Here is an 18,505-nt window from a genome sequence, read left to right on the forward strand (position 1 = left end):
TGGTCTCGAACCGTCCCCATGGTTATGCTTATCTATGTTCTTAGTTATATTAAGATAGTATCCGCTAGTTGTTCCTCTTTGGTACACTGACTCAAAAAATATTTCTCCATTATGTGCTTCAATAATGGCTTTATTAATATACAATCCAAGTCCGTAGCCCTTTTTAGTGTTGTGGGATGTATAGAACATATTGAAAATCTTCTCCTGCTCCTCTGTTTTAATACCTATTCCATAATCCTTAAAGTAAGTTAGTATCCTACACTCTTCTTCCTTTATTATTAATTCAATCACAGAATTATCCTCAGAAAATTTCACAGCATTAGATAAAATATTATTTATAACTCTGTGGATTTTCGTAATATCAACAGCTATTGTTCCCTCGAGGTGAATATTGTCATAATCAATCTTTGGGATGAATACATGCTTTTGATTATTTACATAGTTTTCTGAGTTATAGAGGATCGTATTTATATAATCAGAGATTTTAATTTCTTTAAGATTTACCTTGATATCATGGGCTTCATATGTGTTATCTAAAATATCCGTTACAATGTTTTCAATTTGCTCTGATCGATACTGGATTCTTTCAATATATTCCTTTGCTTTATCAGGATCCACTATGTTCAGACTTAAAGCTTTACTGTATCCTTTAATCAGCGTTATTGGTGTTTTAATATCATGGGATAGCATGGACATAAATCTAGATGTCCCTTTATATGTTTCATTTAAATGCTCTGTTAGGTTTTGAGAATTCATTGAAATGATTTTGCTTTCATATTTTAAAGATTCAAAGATTTGCTTTAAGTTAATCCTCATTTTATCCAGTTCTTTACTGAGTTTTCCAATTTCATCCTGTGTATCAATATTAATTGGTAAATCAAAATTTCCCTTTGCAACTCTAGAAACTCCGCTTATTAAAGCTTCAATAGGACGAGACATAGATCCACTAAAATAAAAGTTGATTAGGATAATCATTACTAAGGTACATATTAATATATAAACCAGATAGTTTCTCATTGCATAGGCTGATTCAATAAAATCAGATAAGGGGGCTATAAGGAATAAATTCCAATCAAAACCTTCTATATTAGAATAGGCGGCTACATATTCAACGCCATCTATCTCCACCTCAAATGCTTCCGATTTTGCAAAAACCTCATGCTCAGAACTAAGGACCTCAAAGATACTGTTAAATACTTCTAATTCCTTCTTATCTTTAGATCCTGTTATTACTTTATAGTTATCGTCTAAAAGTATGGCAAATCCATTATAACCATACTTTATATCGTCAATAATTTCAATAATATAATCCACATGAATATTAGCTGCCACTACACCTTTTCGCCCTTGGATATTAATATCTGATGCTATAGCGGTTACATTTTCTTTTTTGTTTATATCTTTATATACGGAGGTAGTAACATAGGCTTCTTGGTTAATAGCTTTTTTATACCAAGGTCTTTCAGTAACATTGTAGGCTTCATCTGGTATCCAACCATATGCATCTATCATTTTATTATTCTCCAAACCTATGAATATACTAATAAAATCTTGGTTCATATCGGAATATACCCTCATGAGGCCCTTAATATCTTCTTCATTGTGATATTCTTGTAACTGTGCCTTTAATCCCATGAGGATTTTAGATTTTTCTAAAAGCCATGTATGGATTATTTGCGAATTGTAATAAGCCGATTTATGTCCGAAGTCTTTAGCCTGTTCTTTGGATGACTTAATCAATGATGACATGTTTATAAATGTAATTGGAAACGCTGCAATAACTCCTACAATTAACATCATTACAATTAACTTAGTACGGATTCTTAGGATCATCTCACATCTCCTTCAAAAACATATCCAGCACCCCAAATTGTCTTTATATACTCAGGTTTTTCTGGATTATTTTCAATTTTTTTTCTAAGCCGCTTAATGGTTGTATTTACCAAGTTTTCATCGTAGAAGGAGTCTCCCCATACATTATTCAGAATCTGATCCCTATTTAAAACAATATAGGCATTCTCAATCATATAAATCAAAAGGTTAAATTCTTTGGATGTGATGTTAACATCCTCCTTATTCTTAAATACCTTGTAACCTTTTTTATATATGGCTATATCTCCAAAAGTAATAATTTCATCCTTTATACTCCCTTGATTATAGGACCTTGTTCTTCGGATATTGGCCTTGATTCGTGCTACTAGCTCCACGGGATTAAAAGGCTTTGTAATATAATCGTCCGCACCTACTCCCAGTCCTAGGAGCATATCATTTTGGGAGTTATTACAGGTTAAAAAAATGATAGGAATAAAATTAGTTTTCGAATTTGCTTGCATAATTCAATCCCATTCATTCCGTCCAAGTTAATATCCAATACCAGGAGTTCAATGTCTTCATTTAGAAGCTCTAGTGTCTTTTCTGCAGAGTCAGCTTTAACAACTTCTATATTTTCAATTCTTAAAAAATCCTCTATCATTTCAGCTATTTCAATCTCATCATCTACAACCATTATTTTAGACATGTCCACCACTCCTTTCGGATATATTCAATTATATCATAGCTGTACCGCTAAAAATAGCTGAAAAGCCGAGGCTCTCCTCGGCTCTTGATTTATTAATTAAGTGCTTCAATAATTCTTTCAGGTGTTGCTGGGTAGTCAGTAAGGTTGGTGCCCAGGGGATTATTAATAGCATTCATCAAAGCTGGTGCTGGAGCTACTGCAGCTAACTCTCCTATGCTTTTTGCTCCGAAAGGTCCCAAAGGCTCGCCTTTTTCAATAAACAAAGTCTTAACCAATGGCATGGAAGGTGTATTGATAACATGATACTTTGAAAAATTATCGGTTTTAAGATTCCCTTTTTTATCATAAATTATTTCTTCACAAATTGCCATTCCCAAACTCATTTGAGCACCACCCTGCACTTGTCCTTCCGCCAAAGTTCTGTTAATTACCTGCCCTGCATCTTGAACAACAAGTATATCTTGAATTTCAACCATGCCTAAATACCGATCCACCTTAACCTCTATAAAAACAGCACTGTATACGCTTGGATTGGCTTTGGACTTGTACTCCAAGTCAGCCTTTAGAGTAGTTTCATATTTATCTTCACAAAGGGTAGCAAGGCTCCCATAATTCATTGCCTCTGTAGACTGACTGCCAATCATCCCATCCTTTAGCCAAACTTGATCTTGTGTACAACCGAAGGCATCACAATAAGACTTAATCATTCTTTCCTTGAGAAGCTCTGCCGCCTCTTTTACAGCTCCGCCGCATACAAAGGTCACTCTGCTAGCCTGAGTCCCTGCAGAATCATAGGGTGATAAATGAGTATCTGCTTGGGGTACATTGATAAAATCAGGTGATATATCTAAGACCTCAGCAGCGATCTGCTGCATTGTCAAAACCGTACCACACCCTAAATCATGAATTCCAATCTTTACTAAAACTCTACTATCGGGCATGATTTGTATCGTAACGTTGGTATAATCAGGAAATGATCCGTGATATCCATTACCATGAGCACTTGCTGCTACCCCAAGTCCATAAGCAAAGCGGTGGGTATTCTTATCCTTTATAGATTCCATTCGTTCTTTCCATCCAAATTCTTCTTTTCCTGCTATGAGACAATCCTTTATCCGTGCGTTACCGATTGCAGGCATTCCAATTTGATCTACTGCCCCTTCATTGTATTCTCTTGGATCAACAGCATTTACAATTCTAAAATCCACAGGATCCATTCCAATTTTTTTAGCTGCATTATTAATATTGATCTCACTAATAGCATGAACCTGTGGTGAACCATATCCTCTGCAGGCTCCACCTGGTGTAGTATGGGTATAATAGGTGCTTCCTACATATTTTTGACTTTCAATATCATAGGTTCTAAAAGCTTTCTTACCTGCTGCTACAGCAATTGCTGAACTATTAGTTAAATAGGCACCTCCATCAAAGTCAATTTCAATTTCTCGTGCCACTATTTTACCCTCTTTAGTAATACCTGTTTTAATTCTTTGAATTGATGCATTACGAGTTCTTGTAGCAGCAATAGAGTCTTTACGATCCATTATTATTTTAACAGGCCTACCTGTTTTCAAGGCTGCAAACCCACATATTGGTTCCAATATTGGCATTCCCTTACCACCAAAGGAGCCACCAATATAGGATTTAACTACACGAATTTTATCATAGGAAATATCAAGAGCCTGAGCAGTAACATGCTGTACCTGAAATACCACCTGACATGGAGACCATATTATAAGATTTCCAAAGGTATCAACTTCAGCCATGCACACATGGTTTTCAATGGCTGCATGATGTATCTTTTGAGTGGAACCTGTATCTTCTATTATGAAATCAGCTTTTTCAAAGCCACTTTTAACATCTCCACAAGTAAGTTCCTTTTTGAAGCATAGGTTAGTTTCACCAGCTACTATTGTTGATTGCTTCTTTGCTGCTTCTATACCTATAACAGCGGGCAGTTCATCATATTCTATAATTAGAGCCTGTCGCCCTTTTTCCACTGCTTCCATAGTTTCACCTAATACTAAAGCAATTCGATCTCCAACATGTTTAGCAGTTTCGTGAAGAATGAGCTCATCTTCCTCTGCCACGGATCCAGAATACCATTGATTGGAATTATACGGCTTCTTGGGTACATCCTCATAAGTGAAAACAGCTTTAACACCTTCAATAGCCATTGCTTTAGTAGTATCAATCCTCACTTTGGCATGGGCCTTTTTACTAATTACAAGTTTTCCATAAAGCATCCCATGTCGACTCATATCCCCTGTGTATTTTGTTTTACCTAACACTTTATCCTTTGCATCAGGTCTATCAATACGCTTTCCAATGTACTTTAATTCCTTATCCATCAAATCACCTCTCTCTGACTTAAAATGTCATTAAAGACATCGCTAATTACGCCTTTAATAGCAATTCTCTTATAATGTCTTGATGTTCTAGTTGGAATAGCTTCATCAATTAGCTTAGAGCCTAAATCTAAAAGTTGTAGCAATAAAGCTTCATTCCATTCCCGATCAATACAATGCTTTTCTATATTAAGTGCCTTAATGGGTTTAGGGCCAATAGATCCAAAGTACATAGCTGCTTCAGTTACATAATTATCCTTAAAGACGAGTCGAACAGCATGATTAAGTTTTGATATTGTCACATTCTTTCGACTACCAACTTTCGAAAAGCTGGAGTAAATAGAAGTACTTCCTTTGGGAATACGTATATTAACAAGAGCTTCATCTGGTTTAATCTGAGTTTCACCAAGTCCTAAGACAAACTCCTCCAAAGGCAGCTCTCGAAATACTCCCTCTGAATCTAGTAAAACAGCTGTGGCTCCTAATGCAAAGCATGCTGTGATAGTATCTGCACAATGGGCAGCGTTGGCAATATTTCCTCCAATAGTGGCACGATTGCGTATTTGCGTTGATCCTACTCTTCCAGCTGCTCCAGCTAAAGCATATCCGTGTACTTGAATAATTATTGATTTCTCAAGCTTTGTCATGGTAACAGCTGCACCAATTTCTATAACATCATCCTTTTTTTCAATTTCCTTCAATTCATCCATGTGTGTTAAGTCAATAGTTGCAAAATGCAAGATTCCCTGCTTTTTTATATGAATGGCTAAATCAGTAGCACCAGCTACAAGGTATAAATCATTTCGTTCCTTTTTCATCTTTAACAATTCTACGAGCTCTTGTATAGTTTTAGGAGCGTAAAATGTATTAGATTTCATGTCAATCACTCCTTCATATTTTTAACTGCTTCGACAATTTTGTTGTATCCCGTGCATCGGCAGAGATTTCCTTCTAAGGCTCTTTTGATTTCCTCTTCCGTAGGGTTTGGATTTTTATATAACAATGCCATTGTAGAAATGACCATCCCTGGTGTACAATAACCACATTGCACAGCTCCAGCTTGAACAAAGGATTTTACTATGGATTCTAGTTGGCCCTTCTTATCCAATCCTTCTACCGTTGTCACTTCACGTCCGTTAATTTGCCCTGTTAACACTGTACATGACGTTACAGCTTCTTTATCAAAAAGTACAGTACACGAACCACATTCTCCTTCGCCACAACCTTCTTTTACACTCAATACCTCCATATCTTCTCTTAAAAAATCCACTAGTCTTTTATTGGGATTACATTCTTTTTGAACAACTTCCCCGTTAATCACAGCGTTGATTATCATTTTGAACCCCTCCAATAGATTGCATCTAATTTTACTTTATATTGTATAAGAAGAATCTGTTATAACTACAATGAGTTTATGACTTTTTTATGACAAATAGTTAATCATGCTCACTTATCTAGGATTAACAATCATTAATGCTAACTAGTATTTATGAAACTATGTGAATATCAAAGTATAATGTAAGACTAAGTCTTTGAATAAGTGGGTTTAATCTAAGTAGCTAGATTTATATGACTTTTTGACATCAATATTATATGGATTTGTCATACTTCTTCATGGAAAAAACGTTTTCATATAATTCAGATTTATTATAATTATTAATATAAATTGAAAGGGAGGATGTAATATGAAAAAACTACTATCATTGCTACTTGTTATTGTAATAATATTATCTGTTGGATGCTCTACAAACTCAACTAATGTAGAATCCGATAATGAAGGATCGGCAGTGAAACAAGGGGAATTTAAAATCAAGGTAGGACTTGTTACTCCAGAGCAGGATATCGCAACACGTTCTATGCGTCATTTTGAAAAGGAAGTGGAAAAGCTATCTGAAGGAAGAGTTGATGTTGAGCTTTTCCCAGGAGGTTCATTAGGTGGAAGTGCTGATATTTTTAATGGTGTTCAAGATGGCAGTATTGAAATGTGTGTAAATATTTACCCACCTTTCGCACAGTTCTCTGATGCATTTTTACTTTATAATTTACCTTACTTATTCAGCAGTAAGGAAGTAGCCTTTGAATTTTTAGATAGCGATTTAGCTAAAGATATTGCTAGTAAAATCGAAGACAAAGGATTTAAACAGCTTGCTGTGTTTGATGGTGGTTACAGAAATGTTTCAAATAACCAGGGACCTGTTAAACACCCTAATGATCTTAAAGGATTAAAAATAAGAACTTTAGATAACCCAGTTCAAATCGACTATTTCAAAGGATATGGTGCTAATCCTACACCACTTCCATATGGAGATATATACGTTGGTCTTCAAACAAAAACAATCGATGGGCAAGAAAATAGCTTTAGTAATATCGCAAGTATGAAGTTCAATGAGGTTCAAAACTATGTTACAGATACACGACATGCATTTGACCCTGTTGGAATGTTTATCAATACGGGAGTATTCGAGTCATATCCAGATGATATAAAGCAAATAATTGAAGAAGCAGCTTTAAGTACACAAAATTTCAATATAGATTTAGCAGTTCAACTTGAGAATGAAAGTATAGAAAAAATTAAAGAAACAACTGAAATTACTTATTTAACAGAAGAAGAAAGACAAGTATTTATCGATATGGCAATGCCAACATACAAGAACTTCGAAGAAAAAATAGGAAAAGAAATATTAGATAGTGCCCTTGCTAAAATTAAGGAAATAGAAGAAAAGTAATACATTTAAATTTATTGAATAAATAAGGTGTCTGTTGACACCTTATTTATATCAGATTAGGGAGGGTTTAAATGAAGCTTTTAAAGTTATTAGATGAGTATATTGAAGAATGGATTTTAATAGGAACCTATACAATTATGCTAATAATAGCAAGCGCTCAGGTGTTTTTTAGATATGTAATTAATATCTCATTGTCCTGGAGCCAAGATCTACTAACTTATATGTTAATTTGGACTGTTTTTATTGGTATTTCTTTAGCAGTAAAAAAAAGAAAACACATCAAGGTAGAATTAGCTTATATAATCTTGCCTGAGAAATATCAATTCCACCTTAAGGTTTTATCAAATTTTATATTTATGATATTTTGTGGAGTCTTTAGTTATTACTCGTTAATCAAAGTTTACAAACTGATTTTTGTCCTTCCACAGATCTCTGAATCTACCGGACTCCCTATGTGGATGATCCAAGTAGCTGTCCCCTTTGGATTTATCCTTAGTATTTATAGACTTATAAAAGACACAAAGCTATTATTCAATGATAGATCAGAAGCAAGGGGGTTAGAATAATGCATATATTTTTATTGTTAGCTTCCTTTGCGGTATTTGTATTTTTATCGGTTCCAATTGGTGTTGCAGTTGGTATGGCGCTTTGTATTTATGGATTTACAGGTGGCGTAATGGGGCTTGATTTTATTACACAATCCATTTTTTCATCAATGAACAGCTTTCCCCTTATTGCAATTCCATTTTTTATTTTAGCTGGTTCACTAATGGAAGGGGGAGGACTATCTAGAAGGCTTATTAATTTATCTAATTCATTAGTTGGGCATTTTACAGGTGGACTTGGAATTGTTACTGTTTTGACCTGTATATTTTTCGGTGCAATTAGTGGATCTGCTATTGCCACCGTTGCTGCTGTAGGTACTATTATGATTCCTGCGATGGAAAAACAAGGCTATCCTCGATCCTTTGCCACAGCTCTTACTGCTGCAGCCGGAGTTTTAGGTACAATAATACCTCCAAGTATCCCTATGGTTATGTATTGTGTTGCACTTCCTACCGCTTCTCCAGGTAATATGTTTATGGGAGGTATAGGACCAGGGCTTTTAGCAGGTTGTGCTCTTATGATTTTAGTTTATTACTATGCTAAGAGACATGGTTATAAAAGTACAAGTACCGAATTCAAGCTAAAAAATGTAATAAAATGTGCTATTGATGCAATTTGGGCTTTATTTGTACCCTTTATTATTATAGGTGGTATTTATGGTGGTATTTTTTCAGCAACAGAAGCAGCTGTTGTTGCATGCGTATATGGCTTCATTGTTGGAAAATTCATATACAAAGAGCTTTCATTAAAAACAACATCAAAGGCCTTTGTCGACTCTGCCATCACTGTTTCATCAATACTAATTGTTGTTGCTACAGGATCTGTTCTAGGCAAAATCTTGACAGTTGAAGGTGTGCCAAAGATGGTAGAAAGTTCATTAACCTCGTTGAGTAGCAATGTATTTGTATTATTAATAGTTATAAATATTATATTATTGATTGTTGGCTGTGTAATGGAGACCTTTACTGCAATCATTATTTTAAGTCCTATACTATACCCAATCGTTGCTCAATACGGCATCGATGTATACCATTTTGGTGTAATGATGATCTTAAATCTATCGATAGGGTTTATAACACCACCTGTAGGTTCTAATCTATTTGTAGCTTGTGGTATAACTGGTATGAAATTTGAAAATTTAGTTAAAGCAATTTGGCCATTTTTATTAGCATTAATCGTTGCTTTAATACTAGTTACTTTTATTCCTCAAATAACGCTATTCTTACCAAGTTTATTAGGTATGTAAAAGCAAACATGTTAATATTAAGTAGGAGCTGAATAAACTATACCAATTTATTCAGTTCCTTTTCCACCATAAACACAGATTCCAATGTATCCTCTAAAAAGTATTTATATAAGAATTAGTCAATCCCTTTAATAACGTATTGTAAACTTAAATGAAAAATGTGGACCCCTATCCCTTTCTGGTATAATGATTTGCAAAGAAACACTATACCTCCCAAAAAAGAAGAGCTCGTCATGTGAAAAATCGTATAAATAAAGTGTCCAAAGTGCAACTGGAAAATACAGATATTCTTTAGATCAGACATTAGGAATAAAATCCCATGATAGTTTAGATTCTTCTTTAAAAGCTAAACTCATAGATGAAGCAATAAAGATTTCATATAGAGGAAGTAGTAAAATAGCTGTAGATACTATAGATTTAAGTAATCAAACAGTAATTAATACTATTCAGGAATAAGGAAAAATATCTAATTACAGAGCAAAGATAAAACAGGAAAAAGAGCATACTCGTAATCTTCTGTCATAAAAGCATAAAGAGCATTCCCATAAGCTTGTCTCTGCTCTTTTTTTAAGATGGTCCGCAATCAGTCATGGATAGAAATAAGCTTAGTAATAAAATAAGCTCCTAAGTTACTTACTGAAGAATCTAAGCCACATCTTCACTTAATATACTCTTTTTAATAAATGGCGCCTAAGGTAATAACCCCAAGCGCCTAACCATTTAGTAAATCGAGACATCTCCATTTAATCATAGATACTACCTCTTTAACCATCGACTCTGATATTAAAACCTTATCTTTATTAGCCAACATCATAACATCCTCCGTGAAAAGAGTTTCTAAGTTAGCTAAAAGATTATGCACTCCTTTTCTATGTCTAAGCTTAAACACATTCTTTGCTTTCTCCCTAGATGATGGTCCAATAATCCGAGAGTACCACTCTTCTTGGTTTATAGGATAATCTACATCCATAGTGTTGTGAAGAAGACTGTATCCGTGGTCAAACAAAGGGGCAAACTCTATTATAGTGTTAGTATCTGGGTCAATCAATACTCCGAAATTAGAAAAATGTCTATCCGTATTGTTGATGACATAATCAAATACTACCATATCATCTATAGCATCTATTACACCTAATCGACTACACACCATTTCATAAGTCCAGCTAGTGGGTTCTAGGTCTTTTAGGTATTCATACGCAGGGATGAAGCTCCTATTTACAGATGTAAAATTCTCAGACCTGGTGCAGAGGTAACCTTCATAATTTAGCAATTCTTGCTTAGCAATACTTATATTAAGTAACTCGCCAATCCTGTAAGCAATAACTTCGATAATAGGTTCTCTGCCAGCATTAGCATATTCGGAAGTCCCTCTCTTGTACAAACAAGTTAACCCTCCTTCTCTTCTCCAACACTTAGGTAACATACCTGCTAGAGTTAATTCCGCACTGTTCTGTAGGCGACCTCCTAGTGATTTGGAGTGCCCAAAGAATGTCACGTACTCTAAAGAGTCTTTGAAAGAATTCTCATATATATTTATCTCTTTCCAAGTTACATTTGAGCTTTCTGTATCATAAATCCAATAGGTATCATTTAACGATAATCCTCTAGCATACAATACTAAATCGATAGGGTCATATCTGTCAAAACCCAGAGATCTAAGTATCTCTTTAATGTAATAACGGTTAATTGAGATACTTCTATTCTTAATCCAGATATTAAAATAGTTTTGTTCTTTTCCAGGCACAAGTTTCAATAATGGAGGTAAAAGTTCTAGGTTCAGTAACTCTTTTACTTCCGCTACGTACTCGCCTTCTTTAAACTCTTTAGTGAAAGAGAGAATGTCAACATCTTTACTCTTTAATATAAACACATGGGCACCTCCTTTACTATTTAATTATATAAGAAAATATATCCACTAACAAGCTGATTCTTATTGAAAGTAGTCAGCTACCAAAACCACAAACCGCGCAAACCGCAGGGACGGCACAAACCGCAGGGACGGTTCTTGTGGTTAGTTTTCTTATAAAGCTATATACTAGGATATTATTGCATCTCTCATACTTTCAGAACTATGCTTCGACTTATCCCAGTAAGTCTGGCTATTGATCTCGTTGACAATCCTTGTTGTTTTATCACTTTTACACAATTATCTCTACGTTCTTTTTCTAACTTCTGTATATCTGTGCATTGATTAACATTACAGGTATTCTTAATAATCTCTATTGCCTCATCATCTTTAATACGCTTTTTCTCATTTACATCTAAACACACTATATCACTTTTTTCTTCGTTGAATTTAACAAGTTCTCTTATAGTTTTTTTTCTGTTAGTATTAAACATCTTAAATATAAAACCACTATCTATTATTCTAGCTTTATCCGTATACTCACAGTAGCTGCTCCATTTATAGTCTTTTAGATGCTCCACTATACCAGCACTTATTGGATTTTGATGTATGTATCTTAACACTGTAAATAAATATTGATCATCCTCTACTACTTCACTTTTATATCTATCTTGGAATAAATTGCCTACTCGACCATATTTGAAGTTATACCAATATATATAGCTTGCTCCTATTCGTCTCATTGTCATTCCTAGATCTTCTTTTCCTTCTTTAAGCAAAATATGGATATGGTTTATCATTAAACAGTATGCGTATATCCTGTATTCACTTTTATCTTTGCATTCTAAGATAGCCTCTAAAAACTTTTCCTTATCTTCTTTATCTTCGATTATTGTTCACCTATTGATTCCCCTTAAAATTATATGATAGATTCCTGTCTTACTTTTCTTTCTAGCTCTTCTCGGCATATTATCACCCTAGATTATTCTAAAATTCTTGATCAATAATTCAACCACAAGAACCGTCCCCGTGGTTATAAGATTTCCTCCTGCAATCATTTCTCTTAATTGTTCTTTTGGTACAATACTGATAAAAAAGCTCCTTTCCGACATGGATTTATTTGTTATTTTCGCCAGAAAGGAACTATTAATTTCGCTAAAGCACAGATTTTTTTACACTACTAGTTTAAAAAGACAGACCTTTTTTACGCAGTCTGTCGTCCTCTTGCGTCCCTAAAGATATTCTACCTTTTAATAAATGAATCTTTAAAATACACATATTCTTCTGGTTTATTTGGCTCGAAATACACTTCAAATAATTGCTTTTCTTTATCTTTCAAAGATACCGATTTTGCTTCAATAGATTTATTAATATCAGAAGCATATATGCTGTCTTCTTTCCACACATATATTCTTGTTTCAGGAACTGTGCCTAAAGTTGAAACAATTTCCTTCTTGTCATCATCGTCTAAATCAATTTCCATTGTTTGTCCATCTACCTGTATAATCGAATCTTGCGGTTTTTCTTCAACAAACCAATAAAATGCCTGTGCATAATTGGCACCCAATACTCCATAAATCTTTACTGCCTTCTTTCCAAATATCTCAATTTCCTCAATTCCCATAAGATCCTCTGGTGTGTTCTCGACTGACACTTTACCTATGTAAAAAGATTTACCATTCAAACTAACTCCACCGTTTACTTGACCATTTTCGTTATCTTTAAAGAGAAATGCTTTAAGTTCATTATCGATTCTTTTTTCTTCAATAATCTTATTAATATTGTCCAATTGCAGATTATCTAATTTAACTTTGCTTACTTCAAAAAAATCTAATGAATATGTATGATCTTCTGCTTTATTACAACCAATGAGTAAAAGAGTTAAAAGCATTATTACTGCTAATAATTTAAGTCTCATCATATTTCACTCCTTTAGTAAAATCTTTCTATCTCTACTAACCTTCTCTTTGAACCGTATCCTGCAACTGTGTGCTAAACATTTTTCTGTGACCATCATCACTTAATATGGAAAAAAATTATTTATAATAAATTCTAGTTGCCTCGCAACTAAATAAGTCTATTCCATCTTGCATTCTATTCCAACCATATTTTTCATAGTAACCATCATGATCAGTTGTTAAATACACTTTTGAAAATCCGATTTCCTCCGCTCTTGTTTCTGCATGTTCTAACAATAACTTCCCATAACCATTGCCGCGTTCAGTTTTATTAACATACAGACATGCTATCCATGGGTATAAATCATGACGACTAATAAAATCATTAGTTATTAAGGCAGAACATCCAATAATGATGTTTTCTTTTAGCATAATATAGAATTGTGGCAACTCTTGTTTTGAGGAGTTTGATATAGCATCGTAATAAAAGCTATAGTTTCTATCATTACCCCAAACTCCATGGATATATTTTATTGTATCTTCTAAGCCATTTGAATAATCCTTTACATTAATTATCTCTAACATATTATTCCCCTCTAGTCTACTGTAATAAAATGTTTCAATTACCCCACAGAGAATTTCGCCTAACAATATCTTGTTGCGACGTCTTTGAGCTAGACCTCATAGAAATACCGTCTTGGCGGTGCTTTGCACCAAGCGAAAAGGTGTGGTACTCACTACCCTAGGCTCTTTTGATACTAAGATTTAAACCACTCATTGAAGATCGTGAAAAAAACATTTTATGTAACTCTTATTGCTTTACCCGTTTTCCATCAATATCATAGAAATAGAAACTTCTTTGCATTTCTGATTCTGGAATATCTACTGTTAGCAATACCATTCCAATACCATTTGCTTCTTTATCATCAATGTATTTATCATTTATTACACGCTTTATTTTTGATGAATTCGGGTTTTTACTTACTATGACATCTAAACCATGAGTATTTTTATGCCTTCTTTAATAATGGGTACATAAAAAGTAGCAATGTCAGAGTATCTTTTCTCAATAGATTGTTTTCTATAATTATTGTTTTTATCTTTTCTAAATATAGAAACTCCTAGATTTTGTCCTCCCTCTACAAATCCAGCAAACCTGTATTCTTCATAATCAATCACTTCAATAATAGAAATTGGTCTGGTGATAATTGTACTTTCAGATATAATTTTCTTAATCCCATCATTATCATTACCATAGACAGGTTTTAAAATATAAAATGTATGGTTTTCATACTAAAACTTTTCGTTAAATACCCATTAATAGTATAGTATTAATGGTATATTTATTTCTACTAATGTGTTGTATCGTATAAATCCTGTGACCTATTAGATAAGTTCACCTAAATGGTAAATTCGATTTTCTCTGTAATACTTATTACCTTACCATCTTTTACTTCTATAAAAAATGGAACCTTTTGCGCCGGTGGTGAATCAGAATATGATTCATCTAAATGTAGCATAAACTCTTCCTTATTTGTTGTTGTATATAATCTGTCCGCAACCCCATCTTCAAGAAATAGGAAATTATAATCAACAAATGTATATGTTGTTTCCTTTGTTACTTTATAAGTTTGCTTATCTGTGTTCGGATTATAAATGTGATAACCACTGGGTGTAGTAATGCTTTCCCCCAATTCTTCCAGTTCTACTATTCGTTCTGTATCTTCCCTGTAAATTATTTCAACTTCATCAATATATAATAAGTCATCTTCTATCACCATGTATCCTGTTATTAATCTAGGCATGTATGAACTTTGACTGGGATTTGCCAAAAGCCCAATACCAATGGCTAGTGCAGTAATGGCTGCTAATACAACCACCCAAAATCTTGGTTTTTCATAATTTAACACGTTTTTAATCCTCCCTTTCACATTTCCCTCGCCAAAAGCAAGTGGATTACCATTAAAAATATACCCCCCTGTTGCAAGTGACAATAACGAATTAGCATATGATTTTTTAATATCTACACTCATCTCTTTCAATACTTTTTCGTCACAGGAAAGTTCTATATCCGCCCAAACCACAGGGACGGTTCTTGTGGTTATGGTTATAAGTAGTCATAATTGGTGGTTCTAAGCTTAATACCATTGTTGTTACACCCTTGACTCCAATAAGAACTGCCACCAATCTTGGGAGCTTTTTATATTCTTTCTGAACAAATCCAAGTCTTTCATAAAGTGCTTTCGCCTTTGGATTTTCATCTATAACATCAAGTTTGATACTTTCATAGCCTTCTGATTTTGCAAAGGTTATAAGCGTATTAAATAGTAGAGTGCCTACCCCTTGTCCACGACAAGTAGCATCCACAGCGATTCCATCCATTAACAGTTGTTTTTCATTATCCGCCTTACGGTGAAATATTATGTGAGCTAAAATCGCTTTAAAAAAACCGCTCAACAAGCCAAAGGTCTTTATAAAATCCCACGGGCTTATTGAAATTAACATCTGATTCCTAACATGATATCCCACCAGCCCTATCAATTTATTTTCTGTATTGTATGCGCCAAAGCTACAATTGGGATTCATAACTCTTTCAAGCAATACTTCTATCACTTCTTCCTTTCCAATGACTTTTGCAAATTTCCTTTCAAACGCCTTACTATACAATTGTGCTGCCCTATGCCTATTTTTTTGATCAAACCCTTTTTCAATGGTTATCATAATCAACCCTCCTGTAGAAAAATTGAAATACTTTGCTTGCACATTATTTTTGTTATGGTATTATCATAAAGTATAGTGTAGCACTATAGTCAAGGAGGAATTCTTAAATGCTTGATAATACAAAATTACTTTCTACAGGTGAATTTTGCAAACTCTGTAACACAACAAAAGATACTCTCTTTCATTATGAAAAATTGGGACTTATTTTCCCTCACCATCGCAATGAAAATGGATATAGATATTATTCCTATAGCCAACTTAGTACATTTTTTACTATTAAGCTTTTTAAAGAAATGAATATACCACTTCAAGAAGTAAAAAAATATCTGTCAAACAAAAACCATAATGATTACATTCTAATGTTAAAGCATCAAGAGAAAATAATTGAAGAGCATATTAATAATTTACAAGACATAAAAAGCTATATTAACCATAAGATCAAATTTGCTGAAATATCATATAACACCATTCCTGGTAAAGTAATTAATAAACAGCTTGATTCAGAGAAGATAGTCGCTACAAAAGAAATTATATTTAAAGATGTTGCAAGTTTATACAATGAAATTAATAATTTTATTAAATACTGCAAAGAAAACAGTTTAAATGTTACTTATGATATTGGTTCAATAACCTCTATTGAAGAAATTACAAAAGACCAAGATAGTCACTGTTTCCAGTTATTCACTAAACTGCTCGATTCAAGTAAATTAAACGATGAACTTATCACAGTAAAACCATCTGGAAAATATCTTATTGCTTATCATAAAGGAAACTATTATAACATCAGAGAGACTTATCATCTCATTATTGATCACGCATTAAATAAAGGCATTACTCTTATTGATCCCTTTTACGAAATTGCAGTTATTGATGAAATTTCTTCACCTAATGATCTAAACTTGCTTATTGAAATTTCAATAAGAATAGCATAAATTCAATAGAGTATTACATATATTTTTTTGTCAGCAGACAGACAGTTTACATATGTGTGTAGACAAACCTTAGATACAAATACTCATAACTCTAAAAAGACCCCTGGGTATATTTCGCATGAAGTCAGACCCCCCTTTTAAAAGATAGGCATTTGATTATCATCATAACTGCAAACCTTAATTTTTCAAGGTTTCTATTTAAGTCATCATATATCTCCAGCCAATTCTAACCTAAATCTATTTATCAGACGATAAACCCTTATGGATTTTAAATATTTTCATCCCCATCTATATTTTCTTGTTCTTATACTTTAGAGAGCAGCAAATTCTTTAACCATTTCTGAATATACTTAGGCTTTTCTCTTTTTAAAATCATCTTAACATTTTTAACTGCATCTTCTTCTCTCCAGAGTCTGTCCCGTATATAGCAATCATGGCTACAGTATTTACGATTCTTAGTACCTAATGACTTGTACTTTTTTCCACAATACTCGCATTGAAGAATATATGCTTTTTTATTAGTTTTTCCCATTCGCTTTAACATTTAGCTTTAAAGAATTTTTTCTGCGACCTTTATTATTTTGCTTAAGCTTTTCACCACAGTGTAGGCAAAACTCATAAGCGTATTCATGTATCATTGATTGTTGATGCTCTACAATTGAATCCTGTGCAATACCATTCAAACCATTTCTTTTGCAATATCCTCTGACAACATCCCTTGTTACCCCTACACATTTGAAATTCTGTTGTAACTCCATCCTATTAAGCGCAACGATCTAGTTTGTTTTTTGCTCCTCTGTCATTTTCTATCAACTCATTTTTGAGTATTCATCACTCAAATTCTATAAATAGTCAAGAGAAAAAAAGCACCTATAATGATAGATGCTATATGGAATGTATCTTTATCTATACAATTACTGATTTATATTTTTAAGCTGGTTATCAATGTCTCGTCCTCCATACATGACACGTATAACAGTAACTGTCTCATCCTCAGCCTTTGAAACATAAAATACAATGAAATTATCTACTGGCATCTGTCTAAGTCCTCTGCTGTACCATGGTTCTTTTTCAATGACTTTAAATCTCTCTGGCATTTCATCTATACTTAATATACTTTTTTCAATTCTATCCAATTGAGTAGCTGTTATTTCTGGTTCAAGCAAAGTAAATGCAATGTACTCATAGATAACTCTCAAATCATTATCCGCCTGTTTTGTTAATATAATTATATTTCATATTCCGTTATCTCTACGGATATCTGAAAAAACCTTTTTAGCAGATTTTGTATTCCTCGCTGTAAAATCAGCATATCCTTTTTCTAATTCTTCATTAAGCTCTGTTTCAGTTAAATCTGCAAGTGATACCGGCTTTATGGCAGGAAGCTTAACATCAAATGGAATTCCTCTCTGCATAACAACCTGTTTCAAAAATATATTTACTGCATTAGACATTGGAATGCCCAATTGTTCTAGGACCGATTCTGCCTGTTCCTTAAGACCTGGTTCAAGTCTTACATAAACATTTGTTGTTTTTGCCATTTCTTATCACTCCTTTCATATTTCTATTTTATGCTATTGTACTTACAAAAGCAATACATTAGCTGATTTTAATGGTAGATTTAAAAATTTATCTATAAACCACAGGGACGGCAGACTGCGTAA

Annotated in this window: 21 protein-coding genes and 1 pseudogene; 5 read left to right on the forward strand and 17 right to left on the reverse strand. The window is 33.6% G+C overall.

The window, feature by feature from the left end:
* From F8154_RS12135 to F8154_RS12160, 6 genes are all read right to left on the reverse strand, one after another.
* Nucleotides 1–1,833, reverse strand: a 1,833-nt coding sequence (locus tag F8154_RS12135; RefSeq protein ID WP_151861893.1) for a HAMP domain-containing sensor histidine kinase, incomplete at its 3' end; no start/stop codon positions are given.
* The gene (locus F8154_RS12140) at nt 1,830–2,264 is read right to left on the reverse strand and encodes a response regulator transcription factor (RefSeq protein WP_192930287.1); all 435 of its coding nucleotides are present in this window, start codon (nt 2,262–2,264) and stop codon (nt 1,830–1,832) included. The genes F8154_RS12135 and F8154_RS12140, both read right to left, overlap by 4 nt.
* A 23-nt stretch (nt 2,265–2,287) precedes the next feature.
* Nucleotides 2,288–2,518, reverse strand: coding sequence for a response regulator (locus F8154_RS12145; RefSeq protein WP_151861895.1), 231 nt, complete (start codon nt 2,516–2,518; stop codon nt 2,288–2,290).
* Between the two features lie 92 nt (nt 2,519–2,610).
* The gene (locus F8154_RS12150) at nt 2,611–4,869 is read right to left on the reverse strand and encodes a xanthine dehydrogenase family protein molybdopterin-binding subunit (protein WP_151861896.1); all 2,259 of its coding nucleotides are present in this window, start codon (nt 4,867–4,869) and stop codon (nt 2,611–2,613) included.
* Nucleotides 4,869–5,744, reverse strand: a complete 876-nt coding sequence (locus F8154_RS12155) for an FAD binding domain-containing protein (protein ID WP_151861897.1) — start codon at nt 5,742–5,744, stop codon at nt 4,869–4,871. Before F8154_RS12155 ends, F8154_RS12150 begins: the two co-directional genes overlap by 1 nt.
* Before the next feature lie 5 nt (nt 5,745–5,749).
* The gene (locus tag F8154_RS12160; RefSeq protein WP_151861898.1) at nt 5,750–6,202 is read right to left on the reverse strand and encodes a (2Fe-2S)-binding protein; all 453 of its coding nucleotides are present in this window, start codon (nt 6,200–6,202) and stop codon (nt 5,750–5,752) included.
* Nucleotides 6,203–6,551: 349 nt separating this feature from the next.
* Between F8154_RS12160 and F8154_RS12165 the strand changes: the two genes are divergently transcribed.
* The 4 genes and pseudogenes from F8154_RS12165 to F8154_RS15685 form a co-directional block, all read left to right on the forward strand.
* Entirely contained in the window at nt 6,552–7,592 is a 1,041-nt protein-coding gene (locus F8154_RS12165) for a TRAP transporter substrate-binding protein (RefSeq protein WP_151861899.1), read from the forward strand.
* A 71-nt stretch (nt 7,593–7,663) separates the two neighbouring features.
* Nucleotides 7,664–8,158, forward strand: a complete 495-nt coding sequence (locus F8154_RS12170; protein ID WP_151861900.1) for a TRAP transporter small permease — start codon at nt 7,664–7,666, stop codon at nt 8,156–8,158.
* Entirely contained in the window at nt 8,158–9,444 is a 1,287-nt protein-coding gene (locus F8154_RS12175; protein WP_151861901.1) for a TRAP transporter large permease, read from the forward strand. The genes F8154_RS12170 and F8154_RS12175 overlap by 1 nt, the downstream gene beginning before the upstream one ends.
* A gap of 279 nt (nt 9,445–9,723) precedes the next feature.
* A pseudogene (locus F8154_RS15685) lies at nt 9,724–9,900 on the forward strand (UPF0236 family transposase-like protein); the annotation flags it as partial.
* Nucleotides 9,901–10,156: 256 nt separating this feature from the next.
* On the opposite strand, the gene F8154_RS12185 reads toward F8154_RS15685, so the two are convergent.
* From F8154_RS12185 to F8154_RS12210, 7 genes are all read right to left on the reverse strand, one after another.
* Nucleotides 10,157–11,314: a HipA domain-containing protein gene (locus F8154_RS12185; RefSeq protein ID WP_151861902.1), complete on the reverse strand. Its 1,158-nt coding sequence runs from the start codon at nt 11,312–11,314 to the stop codon at nt 10,157–10,159.
* A gap of 185 nt (nt 11,315–11,499) precedes the next feature.
* Nucleotides 11,500–12,183: a transposase gene (locus tag F8154_RS12190; protein WP_330577906.1), complete on the reverse strand. Its 684-nt coding sequence runs from the start codon at nt 12,181–12,183 to the stop codon at nt 11,500–11,502.
* A gap of 350 nt (nt 12,184–12,533) precedes the next feature.
* Entirely contained in the window at nt 12,534–13,211 is a 678-nt protein-coding gene (locus F8154_RS12195; protein ID WP_243141244.1) for a hypothetical protein, read from the reverse strand.
* 115 nt (nt 13,212–13,326) lie between these two features.
* On the reverse strand, nt 13,327–13,839 hold the full coding sequence (locus F8154_RS12200) for a GNAT family N-acetyltransferase (RefSeq protein ID WP_192930288.1): 513 nt from the start codon (nt 13,837–13,839) through the stop codon (nt 13,327–13,329).
* A 342-nt stretch (nt 13,840–14,181) separates the two neighbouring features.
* A complete protein-coding gene (locus tag F8154_RS15190; RefSeq protein ID WP_192930289.1) occupies nt 14,182–14,367 on the reverse strand; it encodes a hypothetical protein in 186 nt (61 codons plus the stop codon).
* Nucleotides 14,368–14,588: 221 nt separating this feature from the next.
* A complete protein-coding gene (locus F8154_RS15195; RefSeq protein ID WP_192930290.1) occupies nt 14,589–15,098 on the reverse strand; it encodes a hypothetical protein in 510 nt (169 codons plus the stop codon).
* Between the two features lie 142 nt (nt 15,099–15,240).
* On the reverse strand, nt 15,241–15,909 hold the full coding sequence (locus F8154_RS12210) for a GNAT family N-acetyltransferase (RefSeq protein WP_151861904.1): 669 nt from the start codon (nt 15,907–15,909) through the stop codon (nt 15,241–15,243).
* Between the two features lie 107 nt (nt 15,910–16,016).
* On the opposite strand from F8154_RS12210, the gene F8154_RS12215 reads away from it, so the two are divergent.
* The gene (locus F8154_RS12215; RefSeq protein ID WP_151861905.1) at nt 16,017–16,841 is read left to right on the forward strand and encodes a MerR family transcriptional regulator; all 825 of its coding nucleotides are present in this window, start codon (nt 16,017–16,019) and stop codon (nt 16,839–16,841) included.
* A gap of 304 nt (nt 16,842–17,145) precedes the next feature.
* Here F8154_RS12215 and F8154_RS12220 read toward each other — a convergent pair whose 3' ends face one another.
* From F8154_RS12220 to F8154_RS12235, 4 genes are all read right to left on the reverse strand, one after another.
* A complete protein-coding gene (locus tag F8154_RS12220; protein WP_151861906.1) occupies nt 17,146–17,373 on the reverse strand; it encodes a hypothetical protein in 228 nt (75 codons plus the stop codon).
* A complete protein-coding gene (locus F8154_RS12225; protein ID WP_151861907.1) occupies nt 17,360–17,599 on the reverse strand; it encodes a hypothetical protein in 240 nt (79 codons plus the stop codon). Before F8154_RS12225 ends, F8154_RS12220 begins: the two co-directional genes overlap by 14 nt.
* Nucleotides 17,600–17,755: 156 nt before the next feature.
* The gene (locus F8154_RS12230; RefSeq protein WP_151861908.1) at nt 17,756–18,073 is read right to left on the reverse strand and encodes a type II toxin-antitoxin system RelE/ParE family toxin; all 318 of its coding nucleotides are present in this window, start codon (nt 18,071–18,073) and stop codon (nt 17,756–17,758) included.
* A 3-nt stretch (nt 18,074–18,076) separates the two neighbouring features.
* On the reverse strand, nt 18,077–18,382 hold the full coding sequence (locus F8154_RS12235) for a type II toxin-antitoxin system RelB/DinJ family antitoxin (protein ID WP_151861909.1): 306 nt from the start codon (nt 18,380–18,382) through the stop codon (nt 18,077–18,079).
* Between the last annotated feature and the right edge of the window lie 123 nt (nt 18,383–18,505).

Source organism: Alkaliphilus pronyensis (assembly GCF_009017275.1).
GTDB lineage: Bacteria > Bacillota > Clostridia > Peptostreptococcales > Natronincolaceae > Alkaliphilus_C > Alkaliphilus_C pronyensis.

What these genes read in the sequence shown, in the direction of transcription:
- F8154_RS12160 (WP_151861898.1), bottom strand. Translation starts at nt 6,202, where the DNA reads ATGATAATCAACGCTGTGATTAACGGGGAAGTTGTTCAAAAAGAATGT.
- F8154_RS12150 (WP_151861896.1), bottom strand. Translation starts at nt 4,869, where the DNA reads ATGGATAAGGAATTAAAGTACATTGGAAAGCGTATTGATAGACCTGAT.
- F8154_RS12165 (WP_151861899.1), top strand. Translation starts at nt 6,552, where the DNA reads ATGAAAAAACTACTATCATTGCTACTTGTTATTGTAATAATATTATCT.
- F8154_RS12175 (WP_151861901.1), top strand. Translation starts at nt 8,158, where the DNA reads ATGCATATATTTTTATTGTTAGCTTCCTTTGCGGTATTTGTATTTTTA.
- F8154_RS12140 (WP_192930287.1), bottom strand. Translation starts at nt 2,264, where the DNA reads ATGCTCCTAGGACTGGGAGTAGGTGCGGACGATTATATTACAAAGCCT.
- F8154_RS12220 (WP_151861906.1), bottom strand. Translation starts at nt 17,373, where the DNA reads ATGGGAAAAACTAATAAAAAAGCATATATTCTTCAATGCGAGTATTGT.
- F8154_RS12145 (WP_151861895.1), bottom strand. Translation starts at nt 2,518, where the DNA reads ATGTCTAAAATAATGGTTGTAGATGATGAGATTGAAATAGCTGAAATG.
- F8154_RS12225 (WP_151861907.1), bottom strand. Translation starts at nt 17,599, where the DNA reads ATGGAGTTACAACAGAATTTCAAATGTGTAGGGGTAACAAGGGATGTT.
- F8154_RS12235 (WP_151861909.1), bottom strand. Translation starts at nt 18,382, where the DNA reads ATGGCAAAAACAACAAATGTTTATGTAAGACTTGAACCAGGTCTTAAG.
- F8154_RS12210 (WP_151861904.1), bottom strand. Translation starts at nt 15,909, where the DNA reads ATGATAACCATTGAAAAAGGGTTTGATCAAAAAAATAGGCATAGGGCA.
- F8154_RS12195 (WP_243141244.1), bottom strand. Translation starts at nt 13,211, where the DNA reads ATGATGAGACTTAAATTATTAGCAGTAATAATGCTTTTAACTCTTTTA.
- F8154_RS12170 (WP_151861900.1), top strand. Translation starts at nt 7,664, where the DNA reads ATGAAGCTTTTAAAGTTATTAGATGAGTATATTGAAGAATGGATTTTA.
- F8154_RS12215 (WP_151861905.1), top strand. Translation starts at nt 16,017, where the DNA reads ATGCTTGATAATACAAAATTACTTTCTACAGGTGAATTTTGCAAACTC.
- F8154_RS12155 (WP_151861897.1), bottom strand. Translation starts at nt 5,744, where the DNA reads ATGAAATCTAATACATTTTACGCTCCTAAAACTATACAAGAGCTCGTA.